The 21,851-nt window shown below is 64.9% G+C and carries 21 protein-coding genes and 1 riboswitch; of the genes, 6 read left to right on the forward strand and 15 right to left on the reverse strand.

From position 1 onward, the window contains the following. The first annotated feature begins 30 nt into the window (after positions 1-30). On the forward strand, positions 31-1,446 hold the full coding sequence (locus ACXJKC_RS07245; protein WP_456696017.1) for a Fic family protein: 1,416 nt from the start codon (positions 31-33) through the stop codon (positions 1,444-1,446). Positions 1,447-1,448: 2 nt separating this feature from the next. On the opposite strand, the gene ACXJKC_RS07250 is transcribed toward ACXJKC_RS07245, so the two are convergent. The 3 genes from ACXJKC_RS07250 to ACXJKC_RS07260 are packed head-to-tail and all read right to left on the reverse strand — an operon-like array spanning position 1,449 to position 3,427. After that, on the reverse strand, positions 1,449-2,687 hold the full coding sequence (locus tag ACXJKC_RS07250) for an RNA polymerase sigma factor (protein ID WP_456696018.1): 1,239 nt from the start codon (positions 2,685-2,687) through the stop codon (positions 1,449-1,451). Continuing rightward, positions 2,684-3,049, reverse strand: coding sequence for a YciI family protein (locus tag ACXJKC_RS07255; protein ID WP_456696019.1), 366 nt, complete (start codon positions 3,047-3,049; stop codon positions 2,684-2,686). The genes ACXJKC_RS07250 and ACXJKC_RS07255 overlap by 4 nt, the downstream gene beginning before the upstream one ends. A 3-nt stretch (positions 3,050-3,052) precedes the next feature. Then, positions 3,053-3,427: a YciI family protein gene (locus ACXJKC_RS07260; RefSeq protein WP_456696020.1), complete on the reverse strand. Its 375-nt coding sequence runs from the start codon at positions 3,425-3,427 to the stop codon at positions 3,053-3,055. A gap of 185 nt (positions 3,428-3,612) precedes the next feature. Here ACXJKC_RS07260 and ACXJKC_RS07265 point away from each other — a divergent pair, with 185 nt between their 5' ends. Then, positions 3,613-4,026: a hypothetical protein gene (locus ACXJKC_RS07265; RefSeq protein WP_456696021.1), complete on the forward strand. Its 414-nt coding sequence runs from the start codon at positions 3,613-3,615 to the stop codon at positions 4,024-4,026. 17 nt (positions 4,027-4,043) lie between these two features. Next, a complete protein-coding gene (locus tag ACXJKC_RS07270) occupies positions 4,044-4,718 on the forward strand; it encodes a TetR family transcriptional regulator (protein WP_456696022.1) in 675 nt (224 codons plus the stop codon). Here the strand turns inward: ACXJKC_RS07270 and ACXJKC_RS07275 are convergent. Then, on the reverse strand, positions 4,708-5,082 hold the full coding sequence (locus ACXJKC_RS07275) for a YidH family protein (RefSeq protein ID WP_456696023.1): 375 nt from the start codon (positions 5,080-5,082) through the stop codon (positions 4,708-4,710). The genes ACXJKC_RS07270 and ACXJKC_RS07275 overlap by 11 nt on opposite strands. Further along, the gene (gene trhO, locus ACXJKC_RS07280; RefSeq protein WP_456696024.1) at positions 5,079-5,972 is read right to left on the reverse strand and encodes an oxygen-dependent tRNA uridine(34) hydroxylase TrhO; all 894 of its coding nucleotides are present in this window, start codon (positions 5,970-5,972) and stop codon (positions 5,079-5,081) included. The genes ACXJKC_RS07275 and trhO overlap by 4 nt, the downstream gene beginning before the upstream one ends. 94 nt (positions 5,973-6,066) lie before the next feature. Here trhO and ACXJKC_RS07285 point away from each other — a divergent pair, with 94 nt between their 5' ends. Together ACXJKC_RS07285 and ACXJKC_RS07290 are read left to right on the forward strand one after the other, a co-directional pair. Continuing rightward, a complete protein-coding gene (locus tag ACXJKC_RS07285) occupies positions 6,067-7,479 on the forward strand; it encodes an amidase (RefSeq protein ID WP_456696025.1) in 1,413 nt (470 codons plus the stop codon). A gap of 77 nt (positions 7,480-7,556) precedes the next feature. Then, positions 7,557-9,230: a diguanylate cyclase gene (locus tag ACXJKC_RS07290; protein ID WP_456696026.1), complete on the forward strand. Its 1,674-nt coding sequence runs from the start codon at positions 7,557-7,559 to the stop codon at positions 9,228-9,230. Here the strand turns inward: ACXJKC_RS07290 and map are convergent. From map to ACXJKC_RS07340, 10 genes are all read right to left on the reverse strand, one after another. After that, positions 9,217-9,999, reverse strand: a complete 783-nt coding sequence (gene map / locus ACXJKC_RS07295; protein ID WP_456696027.1) for a type I methionyl aminopeptidase — start codon at positions 9,997-9,999, stop codon at positions 9,217-9,219. The two genes, ACXJKC_RS07290 and map, sit on opposite strands and share 14 nt — an antisense overlap. Next, entirely contained in the window at positions 9,996-10,370 is a 375-nt protein-coding gene (locus ACXJKC_RS07300; RefSeq protein ID WP_456696028.1) for a hypothetical protein, read from the reverse strand. The genes map and ACXJKC_RS07300 overlap by 4 nt, the downstream gene beginning before the upstream one ends. 50 nt (positions 10,371-10,420) lie before the next feature. Next, a complete protein-coding gene (locus ACXJKC_RS07305) occupies positions 10,421-11,233 on the reverse strand; it encodes an SDR family oxidoreductase (protein WP_456696029.1) in 813 nt (270 codons plus the stop codon). Beyond that, positions 11,233-12,447, reverse strand: coding sequence for an acyl-CoA dehydrogenase family protein (locus tag ACXJKC_RS07310; RefSeq protein WP_456696030.1), 1,215 nt, complete (start codon positions 12,445-12,447; stop codon positions 11,233-11,235). Before ACXJKC_RS07310 ends, ACXJKC_RS07305 begins: the two co-directional genes overlap by 1 nt. 1 nt (position 12,448) lies before the next feature. Then, the gene (locus ACXJKC_RS07315; protein ID WP_456696031.1) at positions 12,449-12,907 is read right to left on the reverse strand and encodes a MaoC family dehydratase; all 459 of its coding nucleotides are present in this window, start codon (positions 12,905-12,907) and stop codon (positions 12,449-12,451) included. A gap of 65 nt (positions 12,908-12,972) precedes the next feature. Further along, positions 12,973-13,671, reverse strand: a complete 699-nt coding sequence (locus ACXJKC_RS07320; protein ID WP_456696032.1) for an energy-coupling factor transporter transmembrane component T family protein — start codon at positions 13,669-13,671, stop codon at positions 12,973-12,975. Next, on the reverse strand, positions 13,668-14,978 hold the full coding sequence (locus tag ACXJKC_RS07325; RefSeq protein ID WP_456696149.1) for an ABC transporter ATP-binding protein: 1,311 nt from the start codon (positions 14,976-14,978) through the stop codon (positions 13,668-13,670). The genes ACXJKC_RS07320 and ACXJKC_RS07325 overlap by 4 nt, the downstream gene beginning before the upstream one ends. Beyond that, positions 14,972-15,598, reverse strand: a complete 627-nt coding sequence (locus tag ACXJKC_RS07330; RefSeq protein WP_456696033.1) for an ECF transporter S component — start codon at positions 15,596-15,598, stop codon at positions 14,972-14,974. Before ACXJKC_RS07330 ends, ACXJKC_RS07325 begins: the two co-directional genes overlap by 7 nt. After that, positions 15,588-15,699: riboswitch (TPP riboswitch) on the reverse strand. It overlaps the preceding gene by 11 nt. Positions 15,700-15,811: 112 nt before the next feature. Then, positions 15,812-17,185: an NAD(P)/FAD-dependent oxidoreductase gene (locus ACXJKC_RS07335; protein WP_456696034.1), complete on the reverse strand. Its 1,374-nt coding sequence runs from the start codon at positions 17,183-17,185 to the stop codon at positions 15,812-15,814. A 97-nt stretch (positions 17,186-17,282) separates the two neighbouring features. Then, positions 17,283-21,014 carry an Ig-like domain repeat protein gene (locus tag ACXJKC_RS07340; protein WP_456696035.1) on the reverse strand — a complete coding sequence of 1,244 codons (3,732 nt, stop codon included), beginning with the start codon at positions 21,012-21,014 and terminating at the stop codon, positions 17,283-17,285. Between the two features lie 183 nt (positions 21,015-21,197). On the opposite strand from ACXJKC_RS07340, the gene ACXJKC_RS07345 reads away from it, so the two are divergent. Next, entirely contained in the window at positions 21,198-21,743 is a 546-nt protein-coding gene (locus ACXJKC_RS07345; RefSeq protein ID WP_456696036.1) for an NUDIX hydrolase family protein, read from the forward strand. Positions 21,744-21,851: the final 108 nt, after the last annotated feature.

Raw genomic sequence — 21,851 nt, forward strand, 5'->3', positions numbered from 1 at the left:
GATGTCTCCGCTCAGCGATACGGTCGAGCCATGACCGAAGACCAAGACGCACAGGCCGGCGCCTACGCACCTTTCGCCAGCTTTGCCGATTGGGCTCCCGCATTCGATACATCAACGATCGATCAGTTCGCCGCACTTCTGAATAGCGACAAGGCGAGTGTCGACGCAGCAGCGCTCGAAGCGGCCGTTCGTATCGCGACCCGGTATGCGGCGGTCGACACCGGGGCTATCGAAGGTCTCTACACCGTCGACCGTGGATTCACCAAGACGATCGCCACAGAGGCCGCAGCCTGGGAAGCAGCGCTCAAAGTCCACGGCGAAGATGTCGCCACATCCATCGAGGACGCTCTGAACTCCTTCGAGTTCGTCATGGACGTTGTCACAGGCAAGAGCAAGGTCAGCGAAAGCTGGATCCGGCAACTGCACGAGATCACGACCGCCTCCCAGGAGTTCTTCACGGTCTACACCGCGGTCGGGCCACAGAAACAGTCACTACCCAAGGGCGTCTATAAGACGATGCCCCATAGCCCGACCAATGCAAGTACGGGCAAGATCCACCACTACGCGCCGCCACAAGATACAGCCGCGGAGATGGCGCGGTTTGTTGACGAATTGCGTTCTGCGAAATTCGCAGCGGCGCATCCGGTGCTCCAGGCGGCGTATGCGCACTACGCATTCGTATGCATCCACCCCTTCGCCGACGGCAATGGCCGAGTATCGCGGCTGTTGGCTTCGATATATCTCTACCGTTCGCCCGGTGTTCCGCTGGTGATCTTCGCCGATCAGAAAGACTCGTACATTGACGCGCTCGAAGCGGCTGACGCCGGCAACGTCTCAGCTTTCATTGCGTTCATCGAGCAGCGGTGCATCGACACGATCGAGATCGTAAGACTCCATTTGCGCGCTGGTGAGCCCCCTTCACCCGACGAATCCCTTGCGCAACTGACCCGCGATCTCTCAGGACGCGGAGGCCTGTCGCACCCGGAGTTCGATGCAATCGCATCTCGGTTGAGGGACCTGGTTCGCGAAGAGTTCCAGCGCTCCGGGGAGAGGCTCGCGCTACCTCCCGGCAGCCACTTCACGGTGTCGGACCCCGGAAATTACGTCAAGGCACCCACCGGTTTCAGGTCGGTGTCGACTGGTCAACTTGGCGTTCGCGTGGCGTTGGACATTTCGCTCACGGTTGAAATCCAACAGATAGACCATTTCGTCGTTTGGCCCGCGCGACAAGACAGTATGGGACCAGACTTCACCGTCGCATCGCGCGATGGGACCCAGCGACTAGACATCTATCTCCGGGATGTCTATCCAGCGGAGACCGAGGTACTCCGAATCAAGATTACTGGCTGGGTCGAGCATCAGGTCAATGCACTGGTCGCAGCCTTCACTCGGAAGGTTCGTACCGAATTGGCGAAAAAGGGGTACGCGTCCCCGCCGACGTCCTGACATCACTCCGGGCCGATTTCAACGATCCGCGCTTCCAGCATGGCTCGCTCCTGCCCGTTCTGCGTCAGGGAGACCGCACGCGTGAGCTCATCGCGCGCCTCGTCCCGGCGTCCGAGCTGGGCCAGCAGATCCGCACGTACGGCCGGCATCAGGTGATATCGAGCCAGCTCCGGAACCTCAGCCAACTGGTCGACCAAGGCCAGGCCGATCGCTGGCCCCTCGGCCTTCGACAAGGCAACGGCGCGATTCAGCTCGACGATTCCCGACCCGGTGATCGCGGCCAATGACGCATACAACGAGGCGATCCGACTCCAGTCGGTCTGTTCGGCCAGCCGGGCCCGAGAATGGCAGGCCGCGATCTCGGCCTGCAACACGTACTTGCCCGGCGTTCCGCCCAAAGAGCTCGCCTTCGCCAGAGCCGCAAGGCCCCGCCGGATCAGCAGACCGTCCCAGCGCGACCGGTCCTGATCAAGCAACAGGACCGGTTCACCCGTAGCCGCAATACGAGCTGCCGCCCGTGAGTGCTGCAACTCCATCAACGCCACGAGGCCGAGTACTTCCGGATCGGCGGGAACCAGCGCAGCCAGGATCCGTCCCAATCGCACAGCTTCGGCACACAGCTCAGGGCGGAGCCAATCCTCGCCGCCTGTTGCCGAATAGCCCTCGTTGAACAGCAGGTAGATCACACTCATGACCCGAGACATCCGCTCGAGCCGCTCGTCACCCGACGGCTCGTCCATGGGGGCAGAAACACTGGCCAAGGTCTTCTTCGCCCGCGTGATGCGCGCCGCGATCGTGGACTCGGAGGTCAAGAAGGAGCGCGCGATCTCGGCTGTCGTGAGACCCGCCAGAAGCCTGAGCGCCAACGTGACCTGCGCATCCGGCCCCAGGGCCGGATGGCAACAGATGAACATCAACCGGAGCACATCGTCCTCGACGTGGTCGACGGCCGACACGATGTCGTCGGTCGCCCTGGCGCCCTGCTCGGCCAAGTCGGAGTAGGCCCGGTCCTGGCGTTCACGGCGGCGGAAGCCGTCGATGGCCCGGCGCTTGGCCACTGCCATCAGCCAAGCACCGGGATTGGCCGGCACTCCGGCATCGGGCCATTGGGACAGCGCCGCCACCAATGCCTCCTGTGCCAGATCCTCGGCGAGATCGACGTCACGGGTCATCCTGACGAGGGCCGCGATCAGCCTCGTCGACTCCAGACGCCACACCGTCTCAACCACACCGACCGTCATTGGCTCGGGGGTGTCGCGATCTCTCGGATCTCGGCGAGCAAGGACAATCCCGGCCAGTGCTCGGCATGCAGATCGACGAAGTCGCGCGACCAGACCGCCATCGCCTCAGCCGACGGGGACTCCACCAGGAAGAACCCCCCGATGACCTCTTTGGCCTCGGCGAATGGGCCGTCCGACTCGGTCACTTTTCCGTCGCCGACCCGCCAGACCGTGGCGGTCGAACTGGGCGCCAAACCGCCATCGCCGACGATCTGCCCATTGCTCGTATTGGCGCGAAACGCCTCCATCGCCTTGAACATGGCCTCGGACGGCGCTCCGGCGTCATGGCTCTCGTCAATGTGGATCAGAACGACGAAACGCATGACTCATGCCCCCATATCGTCGGGTCCGAAGACCTGTCGCACGACGCTCGTGCCCTCGAATTCGGGCCAGGTGTCGAGGTGGATCTGCATGAAGCGACGTGAGTACTCAACTGCCTCCTCCTGTGAACGCACGTCGTACATCGCGTAGCCACCGATGACCTCCTTGGCCTCGGCGAACGGCCCGTCGAGCACCGTCATGACCCCGTCGGCCACCCGGATGTGCGGACTGTGTTCGGCCGGCGCGAGGCCTCCTTGGTCGACCACGACGCCCAGTGCGACCATCTCGCCGCCGAAGGCGCCGATCGCCTCGAACAGTGCCGGCGGCGGGGGCCCGAAGGGCTGGCTGGGATCGGACTCGATGTAGGTCAGGAATCGCATGATGTCTCCTCTGTCGCGGCGGGCCTTGGTGGCCAGCCTTCACCCTCACGTCGAACGGCGTCCAGCTGATTCGACATCGTCGCAAAAGAATCTCAGAAACTTTTCGTCGAGCATTCTTGAACATGTTCAATTATCTGGCTATGGTGAGTACATAAGTTGAACACGTTCAAGAATCGGAGAAGCTCATGACCTGGACCGTCGGCGCCTACATCACCTACCTACTCATCGCGATCCCCATCACGATCTGGGTCGCCACGACCCTTTCGCGCAACGGCAAGACCTTCCTCGCCGATGTGTTCAAAGCCGAGGCCGGACTCGCCGAGGCCGTCAACACGCTGCTCGTCGTCGGCTTCTACCTGCTGAACCTCGGTTTCGTGATGCTGTTCCTCCGGGCAGGCAGCGAGGTCCGCGATCTGACGGGCCTGTTCGAACAGCTGAGTGTCAAGGTCGGCACGGTCATGCTGATACTCGGCGCCGTGCACTTCGTCAACGTCTTGGTGTTCTCATCGATGCGGCGCAAGGGTCGCCACGATGCGGTGCGATTCCAGCCGACCATGGCACCGATGCCCTACCCGACACACCCCCAGCAGTCACGATGACGACTAGATTGAACTTCGTGTCCGACACCCCAGCTCGCTCGCCGAAGGCCGAGCAGACCCGGAAATCAATCATCGACGCGGCGATGCGACAGTTCCAGACCAGGGGATATGACAAGGCAACAATGCGTGCGATCGCCGACGAAGCCGGCGTGTCGCTCGGCAACGCGTACTACTACTTCTCGTCAAAAGAACATCTGATCCAGGCCTACTACGACCAGCTCTTCGTGGATCATGCAGCAGTCGCGCAAGATGCGTTGACCGGAACTTCGACGTTCACCGAGCGATTGACCGCCGTCCTGCTCGCCTGGGTCGACGTCGCTGAGCCCTATCACGAGTTCGCAGGCAAGTTCTTCAAAAATGCGGCCGAGCCCTCCAGCCCGTTGTCACCGTTCAGCAGCGAGTCCGAGCCCACCCGTGAAGCCGCGATCGCGTTGCATCGCGAGGTCATCGACGGATCGGACCTCAAGCTTGCGAAGGGGCTGCGCGCCGAGCTGCCCGAACTGCTGTGGCTCGCCCAGATGGGGGTCGTCCTGTTCTGGGTGCACGACACCAGCGACGATCAACAGCGCACCCGCCAACTCGTACGTCAGATCGTGCCGATCCTCGATCGAGCGCTCCGGTTGACCCGCTTGCCCGGAGTGCGCGGACTCGTCGACGATCTCGTGGGGCTCATCCGCACCATCAAGCCCTGAGCGCGGCCACGACCACGCCGACTGCCACGCCGACGATCAGTATCCCGAGCAGGGCAGCGAGCATGGCCGGTCCGGCGAATCCAGGCAGAGGCCGCCCGGTCCTGATGGCGACTTCGACCTTGCGCCAGCGCAGCCACGACTGGGCCATCGCCAGTCCGGCCGCTACGAGCAGGACCAACGACAGCACCGTCTTGGCCCACTCCTCGATATCGACGGCCGGAGCGTGCACCGCGACGGCGCCGGCCAGGAGTGCCAGCGCAGTGCGAAGCCAAGCCAGGAACGTGCGCTCATTGGCGAGCGTGAACCGAGCATCCGGTTCATCGCCTTCGCCGTAGACATCCCGCGGGAAGCGGGCGTCGGTCATGCGGCCTCCGCATGACGCGCGCACATCGCGTCTCGGCCAAGACACGAGTCGCAGCGGACCATCTGCCGGACGCACGAGACGTCACCGCAGTCGGCAACCTGATTCGTCGCCGTGCCGCAGACATCGCACTCGCCGACAAGTACCGCGTGATCCGAGAAGTCCATCGTGATGCGATCATCGAAGACGTACAGCGAGCCCTCCCACAGACCATCGTCTCCGAAGGCGTCACCGTACGTCGCGATACCGCCGTCGAGCTGATAGACCTCCTGGAAGCCTCGGTTCTTCATCAGCGGCGTCAACACCTCGCAACGGATACCGCCGGTGCAGTACGTCACGACCGGTTGGTCTTTGAGATGGTCGTACACACCGCTGTCGAGTGCCGCGATGAACTCGCGCGTGGTCTCCACCGGCGGCCGGATCGCTCCCTTGAAGCGGCCGATATCCGATTCGATCTGATTGCGACCATCGAAGAAGACGACATCCTTGGCCTCCACCAATGCGTGCAACTCTTCAGGACTCAGGTGCGTGCCGCCGTTGACGACACCTTGTTCATCGATCTTGAACTCGTCGGGGGCGCCGAATGTCACGAGCTCCTCGCGGACCCGGACGCTGAGCCGGGGGAAGTCGGCCGTCGTGCCGTCGTCTCGCGCGCGCCCTTCACTCCACTTGAAATCCATGTCCTTGAACGGGGCATATGCCTTGGTGCCCCGCACATACTTCTTCAGTTGGGTGACATCGCCGCCCAATGTCGCATTGATGCCGTCCTTGGAGACGATGATGCGACCGCGGATGTCGAGCGCCTCGCACAGTGTGCGCTGCCACAGACGGATCGCGTCGGGGTCCGCCAACGGGGCGAAGCCGTAGAAGAGGAGAACTTTGGGAGTTGCCACACAGACAATCCTAGGTGTTGTCAGTTGACCGGCGGCGGCTCCCGAAGCCGCAAGCGGGCGCCCTGTCGATATCGAGGTCATCTAGGGTCGGACCATGACCGAGCTGCACGAGTTGGATGCCATCGCTCAAGCCGAATCGCTGCGGACCGGCGACGTCTCGGCGGTCGAACTGGTCCAACACCATCTGGACCGGATCGATCGGCATTCCGCCGCTCTCGGCGCCTTCATCACCGTGACGCCGGACCAGGCCCTGGCACGCGCCGCCGACGCAGATGCCGCGCTCGCCGCTGGAAACGCCGCACCCTTCACGGGGGTCCCGACCGCGATCAAAGACCTCACCCCGACTGCCGGCGTGCCGACGTCGATGGGGTCAGCGGTGATGCGCGACGTCACGCCCGCCGTCGACGCGCATGTCGTGACACTGGTGCAGCGCGCCGGTTTCATCAGCCTCGGCAAGACCAACACTCCGGAGTTCGGCCTTTCCTCGTACACCGACAACGATCTGATCGGGCCGGCCCGCACCCCCTGGGATCTGGCCCGCAACGCCGGCGGCTCCAGCGGAGGAGCTGCCGCGGCAGTGGCTGCCGGGCTCGTGCCGGTAGCGCCGGGAAGCGATGGCGGAGGTTCGATCCGCATCCCGTCGAGCGCCTGCGGGGTCTTCGGATTCAAACCCAGCCGAGGACGGGTCAGCGTCGGACCGACGGGATCGGACTGGAGCGGACTCGCTGTCGACGGGCCGATCAGTCGCAGCGTGCGGGATGCAGCGGCTCTGCTCGATATCCTCGCCCATGCCATGCCCGGCGACCTGCGACCGCTGCCGGATCCGGCCATGGCATTCAGTGACCACATCCGACGTGATCCCGGAAGGTTGCGCATCGCCCGTTGGTCGGCGACCCACCTCGACGGCATCGCACCCGGACCTGACGCGCTCACGGCATGGGAGCAAGCCAGCGCGCTACTCGAATCTCTGGGTCACGAGGTCGTCGACGTGGCCAACCCCTTCCCGTCCGAACTCGAGCCGCAGTTCAACGTCATCTGGTCCGCGGGTATCGCAGGAGCACCCATCCCTGCGGAGGCAGAACCATTGCTACGAGCCAACACCCGCTACTGGCGGGAGCGAGGCTCGAGGGCTTCGGCGATCGACTTGGCACGCGCGATGCAGTTCCTCGAAGCCAAGACCCGCGAAGTCATCACCGGACTTCAACCATTCGACGCGGTCCTGACTCCCACCTTGGCGATGCCACCGCAGACGGTCGAGTGGTTCAACGAATCAGGCGATCCCGCCGAGGACCACCACCGAGAACTGCTCTTCACTCCCTACACGGCGCTGTACAACATGAGTGGCCAGCCGGCCGCGAGCCTCCCCCTTCACTGGACTGACGGCGGTCTGCCCGTGGGCGTGATGCTCGCCACGCATCCGGGACAAGATGGCTTGCTGTTCAGCCTGTGTGCTCAGATCGAGGCCGCCACACCGTGGTCGGATCGTCGTCCGGCTGGATTCAGCTGAAGAGTTCGCAGGCTCCCGCAAAAACAATTTGTCATTTCCGCGTTCCAAATATCACTGAGGGGGGAATAGTGGACTTCGTGAACGAGCGAGAAGCCAGTGACCTCAGCGCGGCAGACGTGCTCGCCAACTTTGTCCGGATACTTCACACGCCAGCGGCGATCTTCGACCCCTCCGGGGCAGTCCGAGAGGTCAACAATGCGTGGGTCGACATAGCCGGTCCCGCCGCGCAGCACATTCGGCAGCTGGTCGCGCCGGCCGATCAACCGTTGATGGACGACTGCATCACCGGATTGTCGTCGAAGACAGCTCCCCAGCCATTCGAAGTCCACCTCGCGACCGGCCGCTGGGCCCAGATCCAGATCCAGCCATTCGAGCGGATCGAAGACGGACTCTGGCTCTGCACTGCGGCCGACATCGACGAGCTCAAGTCGAGATACGACATCCTCGCCGACCACACCCGCATGCAGCGCGACCTGTTGGACGCCTCGGGCGACTGCATCAAGTTGATCGATCTGACGGGGCGCCTGACCTATATGAACGATGTCGGGTGCAAGACGCTCCTCGTAGATCCGGCATCCGGCTTCGGGCAGGACTGGCTCCAGCTGCTGCCCGAAGAGGTACGCGCTACCGCCGCGACCGCATTCGGCGAAGCCCTCGCGGGTGACACGGCACGCTTCTCGGGACGCATCCAACAGACCGACAAGGCGTCTGAGAGCTGGGACTGTCTCCTGACCCCCATGATCGACGACGGCACGGTCACCTCGATCCTGTGCGTCGCGCGCAATGTGTCAGATCATCATGCGGCCCGCGAAGCGCTGCGTGAGAGCCAGGAACGGCTCACCCTGGCCACGCGCGTCGGCGGAATCGGGATCTGGGACTTCGATCTGCAGACCGATCGCCTGTTCTGCGACGACACCTGGCACAACATCATGGGACGCGATCCCGCACACCCCATCAGCTCGATGGACGAGTTCCGCCCGATGATCCATCCCGAGGATCTGGACAAGGCAACCGAGATCCCCCAGACCGTGGCCACGCTGATGGCCACGGAACAGGACTACACCAACACGTTCCGGATCGTCCATCCCGACGGCGAGGTCCGTTGGGTGCGTTCGGCGGCATGTCTCGTACTGGACCAAGACGGCGAGCCAGCGCGTGCGATCGGTTTCGTCATCGACATCACCGACAGCCTCCACGGCCAGATGGCACTCCAGAAGGCCAATCAGACCCTCCAGATGGAGCGCGCGATCCTCGAACAGCAATCGCTCGAGGACGCGCTGACCGGGCTGCCCAACCGTCGCGCGCTCGCGGCCGAACTCGACCGGATCGTGACCCATGCCCGCCGCACCGGCGATCCTGTCTGCGTCTCGATGATCGATCTCGACTATTTCAAGCGTTACAACGATCATTTCGGCCATCTCGAGGGCGACTCCGTCCTCGTCACCTTCGCCGGCTGCCTCAAACAGGTGGCCCGACGCTCAGACTCCGTGGCGCGCTACGGCGGTGAGGAGTTCGTCCTGATCCAGACGGGAACGACAGACCCTGAACCGGCGATTCGCCGCCTGTTCGAACTACTGGACGAGGTCGCACTACCCCACCCGAAATCGCCCTACGGCCAGGTCACGATCAGTTGTGGATGCGCGATCTTCCCCGGAGGCCAGGACATCGAGCCGGAGGACATGCTCAAGTCCGCGGATCAGGCCATGTACGAAGCGAAAGCTTCCGGGCGCAATCGCTTCATCCTGCGCTGACGGTGGCCCGTTCGGTCATGATGATGGGATCGCCGTCGGTGATCGCGATGGTGTGCTCGACATGCGCGCCGCGCGAACCGTCGGCACTGCGAATCGTCCAGCCATCCTGATCCATGACGATCTCATCGGTGGTGTGCAGGAACCACGGCTCGATCGCGATCACGAGGCCCGGTTTGAGCGGAAGTCCCCGACCGGCCTTGCCGTCGTTGGCGATATGCGGATCCCCGTGCATCGTTCGGCCGACACCGTGGCCGCCGAACTGCGTGTTGATCTTGAGCCCGTACTTGCGGCCGACAGCGCCGATAGCGGCAGAGATATCGCCGATGCGGTTTCCGGGACGGGCCACCGCGATCGCGGCGTCGAGGGCCTCCTGTGTCTGGTCGATCAGGCGCAGGTCCTCCTCGCGCGGGGTGCCGACCACGACACTGACCGCCGAATCGCAGACCCACCTATTGACCGAAGCGGCGAAGTCGAAGCTGACCAGGTCACCGTCACGCAGTTTGTACTTGTGCGGCAGACCGTGCAGGACCGCGTCGTTGACCGACGTGCACAGCACCTTGCCGAACGGCATCGCGCCGAATGACGGGTGATAGTCGATATAGCAGGACTCGGCACCTTCCTTGCGGATCATGTCGTGTGCCAAGGCATCGAGGTCGAGCAGATCGACGCCGACGTCGGCGGCTTCGGACAGCGCCGTCAGGACTGAACCGACAAAGCGGCCAGCCGGCCGCATCTCGTCGAGCTGGGTGGGTGTGAGGAGTTCGATCATCGGGTTTCCTGCCCTTCACGTGACATGGCGACCAAGCTCACGGCGACTGTCGCCACGACTGCGGCCGTGCCGACCAGCGCCATCGGTGCGCTGCCGTAGATCTCGTTGCCCTTGGCCGTCGTCACCGACGAGACAAGCGAAGCGCCGCCGAGTAGTCCCAGCAGCATCGCGCAGATCGTGTGGAGTGAGTTGCGATGCGACCAGGCCTGATAGGCCATGACCGCCACGACCGCTGCCGCCGCCACGACCGCGATCTTCACCGCAGATGCCGCTGAGCCGAAGTCGACATCAGCCAATTGGGCAAGGACGTACACCACCAAGACGACGGCTTCTGCCACCGCCATCACGATGAAACTGCGCGTGAACTTCACATTGCACCTTTCTACGGATGCAACCCTACGCGTGCGAGCCACTTCGTCACCTACTCGCCTAGTGACTCCAGGCTGGTGCGGAAGCGCTGCATGCCGGCGATCCACCGATCCTGGTCGGCGGCCTTGCGGGCGTACATCTCGCCGACCTCCGGATGGGGCAGGGCCAAGAAGGTACCGGCGTCGAGCGCCTCGAGCAGGGTGTCCGCGACGTCCAACGGTGTCAGCGTCGCACCGGCTGTCACAACTGATTTCATCGCCAACCGGCCCACCGCGTCATCACTCGTCTCGCCCTCGTGCAGCATGTCGGTACGCACCCCCATGGGGCACAGGCAGCAGACTTGAACGCCTTGGTCGCCGTAGGTCGCTGCGAGCCATTCGGCGAAGCCGACCGCAGCGTGTTTGGTCACCGAGTAGGTCGGCGAGCCCAGTTGAGTCAGCAGCCCGGCCGCCGACGCGGTGCTGACGAAGCAGCCCGCGCCCCGCTCGATCCAACCCGGGACGAGCGCCTGCGCGGCACGCACCTGCGCCATCACGTTGACCTCCCAGCCGAGGGTCCAGTCGGACTCCGGTGCTTCCAGGCCGAAGCCGCGGAAGACGCCCGCGTTGGCGACATACAGGTCGACATCGCCGGGAGCCGCCGAGATCAGGGCGTCGATGTGACCCCTGTCGGAGGCATCGCCGGCCACGAACGCGACCCGTCCGACGTGCTCCTGCGCAAGTCGCGAGGCGGTCGCCTCGAGGCGGGCCGCATCGAGATCGCCGAGCACGACCGACGCGCCGTGTTCGAGGAGACGCTGGACGATTCCTTCGCCAATGCCGCTGGCGGCACCTGTGACGACGGCAGTTTTACCCCGGACGTCCATCAGGCGTGCCGCTTGAGTTCGGCCTTGGCGAGAGCGTTCTTGTGCACTTCGTCAGGACCGTCCGCGAAGCGCAGCGTGCGCATGCCGGCGAACCACTCGGCGAGCGGGAAGTCCTGGCTCAGACCACCCGCACCGTGCACCTGGATCGCCTTGTCGAGGATCCACTCGACGGTCTGCGGAGTGGCGATCTTGATCGCCTGGATCTCGGTGTGCGCGGCCTTGTTGCCGGCGGTGTCCATCAGCCAGGCTGCTTTCAGGACCAGCAGCCGCAATTGCTCGACCTTGACGCGGGACTCGGCGATCCAGTCCCGTACGACGCCTTGTTCGGCGATCGGCTTGCCGAACGCGACCCGCTCAGAAGCTCGTTTGCTCATCATCTCGATCGCACGCTCGGCGATTCCGAGCGAACGCATGCAGTGGTGGATGCGACCCGGCCCGAGGCGTGCCTGCGCGATCGCGAAGCCCTCGCCCTCGCCGCCGATCAGATTGCTCGCGGGCACCCGCACGTCGGTGAAGCGCATCTCGGCGTGTCCGCCGTGGTCGCGGTCGTGATAGCCGAAGACGTGCATCCCGCGGATGATCTCGAGCCCAGGAGTGTCGCGTTCGACCAGGATCATCGACTGCTGGCGGTGCCGCGCTGCCTCGGGATCGGTCTTGCCCATCACGATGAAGATCTTGCAGTCGGGGTTCATCGCACCGGTGATCCACCACTTGCGGCCGTTGATGACGTACTCGTCGCCGTCACGGACGATGCTCAGCTCGACGTTGGTGGCGTCGGAGGAGGCGACCTGCGGCTCGGTCATCGCGAAGGCCGAACGGATGTCTCCTTCGAGCAGGGGCGTGAGCCAGCGGCTCTTCTGCTCGGTGGTGCCGAACATGCCCAGCACCTCCATGTTGCCGGTGTCGGGCGCAGCACAGTTGAACACCGCAGGAGCCATCTGGATGCTGCGTCCCGTGATCTCGGCGATCGGTGCATACTGCAGATTGGTCAGCCCTGCGCCGTGCTCGCTCGGGTCGAAGAAGTTCCAGAGTCCTTGCGCCTTCGCCTTCGCGCGCAGCTCCATGACGATCGGCGGAAACGTCCACTTGTCGTGGGTGACGTTGTCCTCGATCTGCTGCTTCAGCGCGGCCTCGGCCGGATAGACCTCGGCTTCCATGAACGCCGTGACGCGTGCGATCAGGTCATTGGTCTTGTCGTCGAAAGCGAAATGCATGTCAGGCCGCCGCGTAGACGTAGACGACCTCGGCGATACAGACCGGCTTGGCGGCACCCTCGAGTTCGACCACAAACGTGATCACAACCTGTGTTCCGATCGCGATGTCGTTGGTCTCCTTGAGCGTCGCACTCGCCCGCAGGCGCGAACCCACCGGGACTGGGGCGGGAAAACGGACCTTGTTGGCACCGTAGTTCATGCCGAACGCGATGTTCTCGACCGTAAAGATCTCGGCGGAGAACACCGGCAGCAGCGAAAGGGTCAGATAGCCGTGAGCGATGGGTCCGCCGAACGGACCCTTGGCAGCGCGCTCCGGGTCGACATGGATCCACTGGTGGTCACCCGTGGCGTCGGCGAACGTGTTGACCTGATCCTGCGTGACGGTCAACCACTCGCTGGCACCGAGCTCCTCCCCGGCTGCAGCCTTGAGAGCGTCGATGCTGTCGAATACACGAGTCATTCCAAATCCTCCGGCTAGGTAAGCGCTTGCTTAGTTGGCACCTTAGCCGGTGGGGAGTCCGGGGTCTAGAGCAGGATCCTGGCAACGACCGGGACGAGAGCGAGCAGTAGCGCCGCAGCGACGCAACACACGTCGAGCCGTGTCCACGGTGCCGGTTCAGCCCAGGTCCGCCGCTGAGCATCGGCAAAGCCCCGCGCATCCATCGCGATCGACGCCGTCGTCGCACCACGCATCGCGTGCACCAAGAGAGCGAACGACATGTTCGCCACGTGCTTGCCATTGCGGAACGGATTGCGGCTGGCTCCAAATCCCCTCACCCGTCTCACCCGCTCGAGCTGCTGCCACGTGAGCCCGAAGCCGGTGAACTTCTGCAGCGCGCCGGCGAATGCGGCCATCAACCGCGCAGGCAGGTGCATGCTCTGCGCCAGGTAGTCGGCCAGTCGGGTCGGGTCGACGTAACCTGCCATGACCGAGCCGGGCCAGGCCAGAACGACGATCCGAAGGCCTGCGGTTATGGCCTGCTCGATGTCTCGGCCGCCAACCCGCCAGGTCGAGTAGACGATCGTGATCGCAGCAATCGAGGTGAAAGCCAGGCAGGCCAACGGATATCGCCAACCAGGCAACAGCAGCATCGCGACGAGCAGGTAGGCGCCCAACGCGATCAGGGCGACCGGCAGACTCCGAATCCAGAACGAGCCCAGCAGCGAGAACAACCCCACCGACAACTGAGCCAACGGATTGGCGCTTACAACCAGCGACCTCACACCAGCACCCCCGAAGCCATGCGATGTTCGACGTCGAGCGGCAGCTCGTCATCGTGCGTCGAGACGCCCACCGCGGCACCGGCCGTCCCGGCCGCGACGATCCAGCCCGCAACTGCCGACCAGGTGCCCGGATCCTGACCGACCGTCGGCTCATCGAGCAAGACGACGCCGGGTCGGTGAGCAAGGGAAGCGGCCAGCGCCAGGCGCCGTTGCTCACCACCGGACAGCCGGTAGGGATGGGAGTCTGCGAAACGGTCCAGACCGAACACTTCCAAAACAGCCATGACATCGATCGGCCGCTCCAGCCGATCAGAGGTGTGCCGCACCTCGTCCGCGACCTTCGTGGTCAAGAATCCATGTTCGGGATTCTGCGGCACCCAGCCGACGACGGCTGCCAGCGCCTTCGACTTCATGCGGTTCAGATGGGGGGTGACGACCCCGGACGCAGGTTTGAGCAGGCCGCCGAGCACGGCCAGCGCGGTCGATTTCCCGGCCCCGCTGGGCCCGGTGAACCCGGTGACTTCGCCGGGATTCAGCCGGACAGTCAAACCGCTCAGCGCGCGCGTGCGTTGGTTGCCTCGCAGCGTTCGCATGACCAAGTCGACCGTCACGTCCTGTGCCTTCACTGTCAGCACGTCATGGCTCGGACCGGCCAGATCGGACGGCACACCCAACGGCGTCGGCGTCGGTCGCCCCGGGAACCACACACCTGACGGTGCATCGCCGGCCAGGAACTCAGCAACGGTCCCATCGCTTACGATCACTCCCCCGGCACCCAGGACGACAACCCGGTCGACATGCGGCAGCCACGGTTCAATGCGGTGTTCGACGACGATCAACGTGCGATCGCCGACCGCCGTCAGCACCGCCGAGCGCACGCTCGCGGCCGTCGCCGGATCAAGCATCGACGTCGGTTCATCAAGCAGGAGGACATCGGGCCTCATCGCGAGTACCCCCGCGAGCGCCAGACGTTGCTGCTCGCCACCAGACAGGGCAGCGGTGAAGTGCTCATGCCCGTACGTCAGGCCCACAGCGACAAGAGCCTCGTCCACCAGCGGCCAGATCTGCTCACGAGGAAGGGCCGCATTCTCCAAGCCGAAAGCCACGTCGCGTCCCATACGTTCGGCCACGATCGCATCGGCGGGATTCTGCAGCAGCAGACCCAATTGTCCCTCGACCTCGGCTGTGCCGGTGAGGTCACCGGCGATAGTCGACCCGAGCGCTCCGGCCAGGCCATGCAGGAGCGTCGACTTGCCCGCACCGCTTGGACCAACCAGAAGAACCCGTTCGCCGGGCTCGATCAGCAGATCGAGCCCTCGGTGGCCTGTTCGCGTCCCGCCCCGAAGGAATCCAGGACGCCTGCTCGGGCCATTGCCCTGACGAGGAAAAAGCCTCCCGCTCCCGCGACGACCGCGCCCGACAACATGAAGAATCCGAGGTGAGCGAGCTTGGCGCCGATCGAGTAGTCCGGGATGTAGGCGCTCCACTCGTACAACGACCCGAAGGCACCTGCCAGCATTCCGGCCAGCACTGCCGCGACAACTCCCCATCGCTTGTAGAAGAAGACGAGGAAGATCAACTCCGCGCCGATTCCTTGCCAGAAGCCGGAGGCGTACACCCCCCAGCCCCATTGCGTCCCGCCCAGAATGAACGTCGACACGGCCGCGGCGACGAACTCGGTGGCAAATGCGGCACCGGGCTTGCGGATGATCAGCCCGCCGACGACGCCCGCCGTGAGCCAGACACCGCCGAGCAGTGCTGAGGTCGGCGGATAGGAGAAGACCGCCAGACCGCTCAGCGGTTCGTACAGCTTGCCCCACCCCCAGAAGATGACGCCGAATGCGACACCGAGGGTGGTGATCGTGACCAGATCGATCGTGCGATAACGCACCAAGGACCTGGATGTGGACGTAGTTGCAGAACTCATCGTGACTCCCTTCGCCGGTACTAACCGGAGCAGGTTCAAGGGTCTGCGGCGGATCCGCACTCTCAGCGCCCTCTGCGTTAGGCGCTCCCCTGTCTTGTGAGATCAGCGTACCTCGCGACCGACTTATCGCCCTGCCGGGACGAAGGAATCGGGTTTTGTCCGCGATTCACGGGCCAAAACCCGATTCTCTGGTCAAACCCAGCGAGCTCAGGTTCAGCGGCCGGTCAGGACGTTGCCGATCCTGGCCAGTCGACTCGGCTGGGCCAGCCCGTTGTTCTCGCGGCGGTCCGCTTCGCGGTACAGCCCGTACATCGCCTTGACCCCGAGCCACCGCAGCGGCTCAGGCTCCCAGCGCCGGACTGTCCGGTTGACCCAGGGCAGCGCCGTGAGCTCGGTGTCGCGCCCCAGGGTCAGATCGGCCAGCGTCCGTCCGGCCAGGTTCGTCGTGGTCAGGCCGCTGCCGACATAGCCGCCCGCCCAGCCGAGACCCGTCCGTTCGTCGAAGGTGACGCTCGCACACCAGTCGCGCGGCACGCCCAACACACCGCACCAGGCCTGGGCGATACCAGCTCGGCGGGCCGCCGGGAACATGTCGTGCAGGATCGTGGTCAGCGACTCGACCGTCCAATCCTGCGTCTGCCCATCGATATCGGTGCGGGAACCGTATCGATACGGGATTCCTCGCCCGCCCAACGCGATCCGCCCGTCCGCGGTGCGCTGCGCGTAGCAATAGGCATTGGCACTGTCACCCAGAAGTTCCGCCCCGGTCCAGCCGATCTCGTCCCACACCGAATCGGGCAGCGGATCCGTCACGATCATGGCGGAGTTCATCGGCAGCCAGGTGCGCCGCTGACCGCGGATACTTGCGGTGTATCCCTCCAGACAGCGCAGAATACGCGGGGCTCGCACCCGGCCCCGGTCTGTCGTCACGACGCCCGACTCGATGCGACTCGCCCTGGTCTGCTCGAAGATACGCACGCCGCGTCGCTCCACGGCCTCGGCAATACCCGCGACGAGCTTGGCCGGATGGACGCGAGCGCAGTGCGGGCTGAACGTCGCGCCGATCGCGCCGGCAACGTGGATCCTGTCTTCAAGCTCGCCTGCGGAAAGCTCTCGGTGATGCTCGGCACCGATGCCCCACGCCTCGTCGTCGGCCAGTCCCTCATGCAGCCGGACGAGTTGCGCCTTCGACCGGGCGACGTACAGAACACCGTTCTTGACGATGTCGGCGTCGATGCCCTCGACCTGGCAGACCTCGATGACTTCGTCGACGGCACGCTCCATCGCGCCGACCAGTGCCGTGACTCCGTCGCGCCCATGCGTTGCGCCATAGCGCCTCTTACTGCCCGACAGCTCGGCCGACAGCCAGCCGCCGTTGCGACCCGATGCCCCGAAGCCGGCGAACTCGGCCTCCAGAACGACGATGTCGAGATCCGGTTCGGCGGCCGCGAGGGCGTACGCCGTCCAAAGACCGCTGAGTCCACCACCGACGATGCACACATCGCAGGTGAGATCGCCGTCGAGCGAGGGACGCGGCGCGGGGATGCCGACTTGATTCCACCAGAACGAGACGCCGCCGTTGATCACGATTTCATCCTGCCACCACAGGCGTCCAGGCCTGGTTGGACGCGGCGAGACGGGGAGCGCCCCGTGGGCACTCCCCGCCTCAGTTCCCTATCGGGCCCTACTTGACCTTCACGACCCTGGTTGTGGTCGCACTTCCGACGTACTTGGCATCGCCGGAGAACACCGTCTTGATCCGCAGAGTCGCCTTCTTCTTGGGCGCCTTCACGGTGGTGGCGATAGTTCCCTTCCTACTCGCGGTGAGCGAGACGGTCTTCTTCAGGATGTAACCGCCCTTGCCGGTCTTGACGTAGATCTTGACCGATCCGGTCGGGAACGTCCCGGCCGTGGCGCCCTTGATCGTCGTCTTGACGGTCAGCGTCTTACCCTTCTTGATCGACGACTTCGAGGAGACCGATGCCGTCGTGGCTTTCTTGAGGATCTTCAGTCCCGTCGAGGCCACACCGCTCGGATCGACCTTGTCGGTGCCGTTGAAGACCGCATCGACGCCGTACGTTCCGGGCACCAGCCCGGCGGGCACGGTGAACGCCACCGAGTCAGAACCTCCCAGTGGAAGATCGATCGTCCTTCCGCCGAACTTGACGGTGACGGTTCCGCCATCGCCATTGGCGACGGCGACCGATCCCTTGACTGCGGTGCCGTAGACCGTGGAGTCGGTGGCCAGCAGCATCGCGATTCCGGACTTGCCCTTCGCCAGCGTCAGGCCGATGACGTTGGACTCCGACGCCTGGGCCGTGGCCGTCTTGGCGAAGGTGGCGGTGATCGCGTGGTCTCCGGCCTTGAAACCGTCGACCGTCACGGTCGCAGCACCGCCTGCGACGGTGCCGGTGCCGAGCGACGTGGTGCCGTCGAAGAACTCGACGGTTCCAGCCGTGTCAGCACCTGTCACCTGAGCGGTGAGCGTGACTGACTCGTTGATCTCCGGGATCGCCGGCGACATCGACAGCGTCGTCGCTGTGGACTGGAGCACCTCGATCGAGCCGGTGGACGTGAAGCGCGTTCCCGCGCCGACCGCCGATACCTCGTTGACGCCGAGCACCGCGTCGGCGGGAACCGAAGCCGTCACCGCGACCTTGCCAGCGCCGTCGGCGATCCCCGTCGCCAGTGCCGTACCCGCCAGCGTGAACGCCACGGACTCGCCGACCCGGTAGCCCGTCGCCGTCAGCCCGACAGCATCGCCGGGCGCCACGATCTCCTCGTCGATCGTCACCTCCCCGGTCGTCTTCGACGCCGCGAGCTCAGCACACGCGTCGCCCTGGATACCGGGTGCCGGAAGGGCTGTGGCCGAGCCGGTCACTCCGTCATCCTCGACGACGACGAGGCTGCCCAAGGCCTTCTTACCCTGTACCGCACCGTTCACGTTGATGATCGAGCTGGTGATCGACGTGCTCGCGGTGGAGCTGGTCAGCGTGTCGCCGTTGACCTGCGCCGTGACGACCTTGCAGGTCTCACCCGGTGCGAACGACACCTTCTCCATCGTGATCCCGCCCCGGCTCGTGGTCGAGCCCAGCACCGAGACGTACCCCGTGACGGGCTTGCTCGACGGCGCATCGAGGTACACCGCGATGTCGGCCGACCCAGGCGCATTGCCCTCGGCGACCTTGGGGACAGACAAGTCGACGGTGCGCTCGTTCTTGACGACCGGGGTTCCGACGCTCGAGTTCTCGAACGCCAGGTCCGACAGGAAGACCGAACCGGTCGCGGTCGCGTCTGCACCGGTCGCCGCGCCGAGCCGCACTTCGCGGATGTCCGACAGATTGAGGCCTGCGTCCGCCAACGTCGACGTCGGGAGGTTGACCTGCTGCAGCACGATCTTCTTCAGCAACGCCGACGTCGAGCCCGGGAAACGGCTGACCGCCAGCGGGTTCAGCGCCGAGACCGGCACCGAGTAGCTCACGCCATTGCCATCGACAACCGTGATCTTGACATCCGTGCCGGTCACGACCGTCTCTTCGGCCGCCATCTTGACCGAAAGGCGGTCGTACCCGCTTGCCTTGCGGGCAGCTGCCGGAACCGTGACCCGCACCTCGCTGGGCGTCTGGGTCGTGTTGCCGGTCGACAGCGCGCTCCACGACAGCTTCGTCATGGGTGTCGCCGGAACGTTGCCGCCATTGGTCGCGGGAGTCCAGTGCGGTGTCGCGCTGGTTCCCAGGGCCGTCGAACACGTCGGCAACTGCGTCGGGAGCGTCCGTCCCCAGGCGCTGGCGCACAGCGTCGCCGTCGCGGCGCCCTGCGTGCGGATCAGCGAGCTGGTCGACTCGAACGTCGCAATCGTCGCGCGCTCTGTTGCCGGAGCCGTCGACACGCTGCGAACATCCTCGCCGTTCAGGACGGCCGGAACCGATCCCGAACCGTCGAACATGGGCAGGAACTGCTTCTCGGCACCCATCGTCAGACGGAACCAGCCGGCCATGTAGGCCGTGCCCATGTCGTACTGCTCCTGTGCCGTCATACGGATATTGGTGGCGGCCTGCGGTCCACACACGGCGTCCGCCGAGTTCGCGCCCCAGTCATCGCTCACCGAGTACGGGTAGACGCCGGGCGTCCACACCGTGTTGTAGAAGTTGTGGTTGGCACCCATGGCCCACACGGCGCTGCGCAACGAGTTGTCGTCGAAGGCGTAGCGCGTGTCGTCGAGCATGTGCTGGCCCTGCTGGTTGGAGACGTCGCCGTCGCAGTAGGGCAGGACGACGTTCATCGCGACATTCGGCACCGTCATGCGGTTGAAGTCGACCGGCGCGAGAGGCAGGATCGTCTTGATTCCCCACGGCTTGTCGAGCGCCTGATTGAGGGTCGCCGCTGAGGTGACGCCCTCACCGCCGCGCGAGTGCCCCATCATGCCGACGTTCGTCAGGTCGAAGCGGCCGACGAAATCCGCAGCGCTCAGCCCTTCGGTGCCGACAGTCAGTCCGGGCAACGGGCCCTGGTCAGCGAGCGCATCGGCCAGTGTGACGTCCTGACCCTTCTGCGCGTCGCGATAGCTGACCGGCTCGCCCTTGCTTGCCTGGTCGAGCATCGTGAGGGTGTCGAGCAGCAGCTGTCCGCGGGCCTGGGCGCCGCGGTCGAGTGCGAGCTCATTGTCATTGGAGTTCACCGCGTTGGCAGCGATCGACACAACGGCGTAGCCGTGGCTCGCCAGCGCGCGGGCGGTGCCGTCGTAGCCGGCGAAACTCGGAATGTTGACCTGATTGGGACCACACGGCCAGCGCAGCGGATTGGAGACTCCGCCGCTGCCGGGAGGTGACGTGCAGGAGGTGTGACGGCCGTGCAGCAGGATCACCGTCGGGCGGGCCCCTCCGGTCTTGGGCAGGTAGACCTTGCCCTGCAGCTCGCCGCGGACGCCACCGATCCCCGCGAGCGGGATCGCCTGGGCGCCGAAGTTGTAGACCGCCTCGGTGAATGCGTACGAGCCTGTCGAGGCGGGGTTCTCGTCGAGGGGTTCGGGATCGGCGTCTGCTGCCGGGACCGCCGCGGCCTTTTGGACGGTGCCACCGCTCGGCTTACTGAACCAACCAGCTTCGGCGTTGTCGGCTTCGGCAACGTCTGGGTCGGTCGTGAAAACCGACAGACTCTTGCCGTCCGCAGCTTCGGTCGCAAGGCCGATCGAGACTCCGTCAACCTCGATCGTCGGCGCATCCGAAACGATCGGGAGCTTTTTGTCGAGCTCGACTGTGACGAGGTAGCCGCCGGGGGCTTGGGTCACTTCCCAGCCGGATCCTGAGGCGAGGTCGCCATCGGCGGCCACAGCGATTGACGGTAGACAGGCCAGGGGAATGGATACGAGTGCGGCGGCCAGTCCGGTCCGCCACCCGTGTCGTTGTTCTGAGATCACACAGACTCCTTCGATGAGGTCATCAGAGTCCGACACACTGGTTTCGAATCGTTTCAAAAGCAGTTTCGCCGCGGTTTCATGACGGCCCGTCAGGTTAAATCTCAGCACCGCACTCGCGCCTTTTCATGTGCTATCCGCGCGCGGGCCCGCTCGTCATCACCAGCCGTAGGACAGAATGTGGCCATGTCCGTGCGCACTCCTGATCCCAATCCCGGCTGGCTTCCCGACTTCGCACTCGACGAGACGCGAGCGCGCGTCCCGATCCTGTACGTCGAGGCGGTCCCGGTCCGGATTAACCCACTGGGCCAGGTCGACCTGATCGGCGTCCTGCTGCGCGGATCGGCAACAACCGGCGTCATCAGCCGCACCCTGGTGTCCGGTCGCGTCCTGCACGGCGAGTCTGTGCGCGAAGCGCTGCTTCGCAATCTCGAGAAGGATCTCGGACCGACCGCATTCCCTCAGCTCCCGGCGTCGACCGTACCGTTCTCGGTCGCGGAGTACTTCCCGCTGCCGGGTGTGACGGCATTGCACGATCCGCGTCAGCATGCGGTGTCGTTGGCCTACGTCGTTCCGGTCACCGGGGAGTGCGATCCTCGCCAAGACGCGCTCGAACTGACCTGGCTCACGCCGACCGAGGCGGCCGATCCCGAGGTACTCAACGACATGGAGGGCGGCCGTGGCTCCCTCCTGAAGGAAGCCCTCGCCCACATGGGCGTCCTGACCCAGTAAGCCCCTCCCACCCCCCGGGCGGTGCGTTGGCGTCCACCCGAAACCTGGGGCGGTGCGCTGGCGTCCACTTCGTGCGTCGACGTGGACGCCAACGCACCGGCCCCCGGG

It is taken from the genome of Aeromicrobium sp. P5_D10 (assembly GCF_054049535.1).

Coding starts and splice junctions, on each gene's coding strand:
- ACXJKC_RS07245 (WP_456696017.1), top strand. CDS start 31: ATGACCGAAGACCAAGACGCACAGGCCGGCGCCTACGCACCTTTCGCC.
- ACXJKC_RS07275 (WP_456696023.1), bottom strand. CDS start 5,082: ATGACCGACGCCCGCTTCCCGCGGGATGTCTACGGCGAAGGCGATGAA.
- ACXJKC_RS07330 (WP_456696033.1), bottom strand. CDS start 15,598: ATGAGTTCTGCAACTACGTCCACATCCAGGTCCTTGGTGCGTTATCGC.
- ACXJKC_RS07255 (WP_456696019.1), bottom strand. CDS start 3,049: ATGCGTTTCGTCGTTCTGATCCACATTGACGAGAGCCATGACGCCGGA.
- ACXJKC_RS07305 (WP_456696029.1), bottom strand. CDS start 11,233: ATGGACGTCCGGGGTAAAACTGCCGTCGTCACAGGTGCCGCCAGCGGC.
- ACXJKC_RS07285 (WP_456696025.1), top strand. CDS start 6,067: ATGACCGAGCTGCACGAGTTGGATGCCATCGCTCAAGCCGAATCGCTG.
- ACXJKC_RS07250 (WP_456696018.1), bottom strand. CDS start 2,687: ATGACGGTCGGTGTGGTTGAGACGGTGTGGCGTCTGGAGTCGACGAGG.
- map (WP_456696027.1), bottom strand. CDS start 9,999: ATGATCGAACTCCTCACACCCACCCAGCTCGACGAGATGCGGCCGGCT.
- ACXJKC_RS07260 (WP_456696020.1), bottom strand. CDS start 3,427: ATGCGATTCCTGACCTACATCGAGTCCGATCCCAGCCAGCCCTTCGGG.
- ACXJKC_RS07265 (WP_456696021.1), top strand. CDS start 3,613: ATGACCTGGACCGTCGGCGCCTACATCACCTACCTACTCATCGCGATC.
- ACXJKC_RS07310 (WP_456696030.1), bottom strand. CDS start 12,447: ATGCATTTCGCTTTCGACGACAAGACCAATGACCTGATCGCACGCGTC.
- ACXJKC_RS07315 (WP_456696031.1), bottom strand. CDS start 12,907: ATGACTCGTGTATTCGACAGCATCGACGCTCTCAAGGCTGCAGCCGGG.
- ACXJKC_RS07345 (WP_456696036.1), top strand. CDS start 21,198: ATGTCCGTGCGCACTCCTGATCCCAATCCCGGCTGGCTTCCCGACTTC.